At 61.0% G+C, this 2,722-nt stretch carries 3 protein-coding genes and 1 pseudogene; all 4 read left to right on the top strand.

The genetic code is table 11. The features are described 5' to 3' along the window. Positions 1-250: hypothetical protein (locus ACXWUF_RS21605; protein WP_458496590.1), on the top strand; the 250-nt coding region annotated here is incomplete at its 5' end. 544 nt (positions 251-794) lie between these two features. Further along, positions 795-1,376, top strand: a complete 582-nt coding sequence (gene rsxA, locus ACXWUF_RS21600) for an electron transport complex subunit RsxA (RefSeq protein WP_458496589.1) — start codon at positions 795-797, stop codon at positions 1,374-1,376. A 19-nt stretch (positions 1,377-1,395) separates the two neighbouring features. Then, positions 1,396-1,935, top strand: coding sequence for an electron transport complex subunit RsxB (gene rsxB / locus ACXWUF_RS21595; protein WP_458496588.1), 540 nt, complete (start codon positions 1,396-1,398; stop codon positions 1,933-1,935). 263 nt (positions 1,936-2,198) lie between these two features. Next, a pseudogene (locus tag ACXWUF_RS21590) lies at positions 2,199-2,722 on the top strand (electron transport complex subunit RsxC); the annotation flags it as partial.

The following is a 2,722-nucleotide window of genomic DNA, read 5'->3' as shown; positions in this document are numbered from 1 at the left end:
CATCGCCATTCGCGACGACTTGTCGTCCGATGCGGAAAGACGGCGGGCCGAAGGAACCTTGCGCATCTTCAATTTGAATGGCCCTTTGCGCTACGAGCGTTGGCGGGCGGTTGCCAAATATGTGCAGATTAGCGATGAACTCAGCGAGCTTCCTAAGGACGAACGGGAGCCTTTTATGGAGAGCGAATTGGCGGAAACGGCTCATCTTCCCTTTGCGACGGCCATCAAGCATACGCTTTGTCGGCTTTAAACTGGATCGCAGTGGAATCCGGGAACCAAGGTGGCTCGGGTTTCCAGGCATCCCGGATTCCGCCGCGCTCCATCCGGGCTACTTATGGAGGCCAGAATTAAGAAATTTCAGCCGTCATTCCGACATGGAAGGGGGTCTCGGGCGCTCCCCGACATCCCCCTTCCATGCCGGAATGACGTGGTTCCTGGCTCAACTGAAGTTCCTTGCTAATCAGGTTAAGTTAAGGGCGCATGGGCTTTGATTTCGCTGGCTGAGCGGAGTCGAAGCCAGCGAAATCAAAGCCCTTGGTGGGTTCGCTTCGACTCCGCTCAGCGACCGGGTGGCCTAACTTAATGGCGGTGAATATCTGCGTGGGAACGATCAGCACCCGCCCGCTTGTTATAAACCCCACAAACCCCGCCCCAACCCCGCCCCGTGTGCCGTTTCCGACATGCCGCGCCACATCCCACACCGCCAAATCCCCGCTAAATCAGGGGTTTAAAAACCAAGCCCCTTGGCACGGCCCGTGCTGGGAACCATAGCAAACAGCTAGAGGAGTCCCAAGGTGGGCGATTATTTAATGCTTTTGCTCGGCACAGCATTGGTCAACAACGTGGTGCTGGTGAAGTTCTTAGGGCTTTGCCCCTTCATGGGCGTGTCCAAGAAACTCGATTCCGCCATCGGCATGGGCTTCGCGACAACCTTCGTGCTGACCCTGACCGCCGTGGCAAGCTGGATCATCGAGCATTACCTGCTCGACCCGCTGGAGATCGGCTTCCTCCGCATCCTGGCCTTCATCCTGGTCATCGCCGCCGTCGTGCAGTTCACCGAAATGGTGGTCCGCAAGACCAGCCCCGTCCTTTACCAAGTGCTGGGCATCTTCCTGCCCCTCATCACCACCAACTGCGCGGTGCTGGGCGTGGCGCTCCTGAACATCCAGCAGGAATACGACTTCCTGCACAGCGCCCTATTCGGCTTCGGCTCGGCGCTCGGCTTCACCCTGGTCATGGCGATCTTTGCGGGCATCCGCGAACGCATGGCCCTGATGGCGGTGCCGGAAGCCTTCGCCGGGACGCCCATCGCCTTCATCACCGCCGGGATCCTGTCGCTGGCGTTCATGGGCTTCGCCGGTCTGAACACGCACTAAGAAAGAGGCTTGCATAACTATGTACATACTCTTCGCCATCCTTAGCCTGACCGCCATGGGGCTGGTTTTCGGATACCTGCTCGGCATGGCCTCGCGGGTCTTCAAGGTCGAGGACAATCCCCTGGTGGATCAGATCGAGCGGCTCATGCCCGGTTCGCAATGCGGGCAATGCGCCTATCCGGGTTGTCGTCCTGCGGCGGAAGCCCTGGTCGCTGGCAACGCCCCGCCCACCCTCTGCCCGCCCGGCGGCAAGGCGCTGGCCGAACAATTGGCGACGCTGCTGTCCATCGACCTCGACCTGTCCGGCGTCGAGGAAAAGGTGCCGATGGTGGCGCGGGTCGATGAATCCAACTGCATTGGCTGCGCCCGCTGCTACAAGGTCTGCCCGACCGACGCCCTGGTCGGCGCGCCCAAACAAATCCACGCCGTCGTCGCCGACGCCTGCATCGCCTGCGAGAAATGCGTGGTGGTTTGCCCGACCGAATGCCTGAAGATGCACCCCGTCAAAGTGACCCTGCGTAACTGGCGCTGGCCCGCGCCTGAGCCGGTGGGGGCGTAAGGCCATGTTGCCGAGTGCGTTTCTTCTTCATTCCCTCTCCTTCTGGGAAAGGGCTAGGGTGAGGGTGATCCAAACAAGGATTTCTTCCTTAAAAAGCCCCACCCCGGTTCTGAAAATGAACAATTGGGAAGTCAAAGCGCGAAATCCCATTTGGACTGCCCTTCACCCCAACCCTCTCCCGGTGGGAGAGGGAGAAGAGGGTGTGCTGGGGCGCTCCTTTGCTCCTTTATAACGACAGGAGGTAAACCGTGTTTCCCTTCGATATGTATTCCATCTGGCGCGGTACCACCCACGGCGCCAAGAATCAAATCCGTGGCGGCGTTCATCCCGAACCCCGCAAAACGGCCACCGCCGACCGGCTCATCGACCAGAATTTCCCGCTGCCCGCCATGCTGTACCTGCCCTTGCAGCAGCACGTCGGACAGCCCGCCGAGCCGGTGGTGAAGGTCGGCGACAAAGTCCGCAAGGGCCAATTGCTGGCCGCCAGCCAAGGCACCATTTCCGCGCCGGTTCACGCGCCCACGTCGGGCACGGTGGTGGACATCATGGATTACCCCTCGGCCCACCCGTCCGCGCTGCCCGCCTCCACGCTGCTGCTGGAGCCGGACGGCGAAGACCTATGGATCGACAAGCCGGACGAAATCGACCCGTTCAGCCTGACCCCCGAAGAAATCGGCGTGCGCGTCGGGTCGGCGGGCGTGGTGGGCATGGGCGGCGCGGCGTTCCCGTCGGCGGTCAAGCTGAATCTGGGGCGGCGCAGCAAAATCCAAACCCTGCTCATCAACGG

It is taken from the genome of Methylomagnum sp., assembly GCF_054333355.1.
Note: the sequence above shows the minus strand (reverse complement) of the source record. Positions and strands in the feature narration are given on the sequence as shown.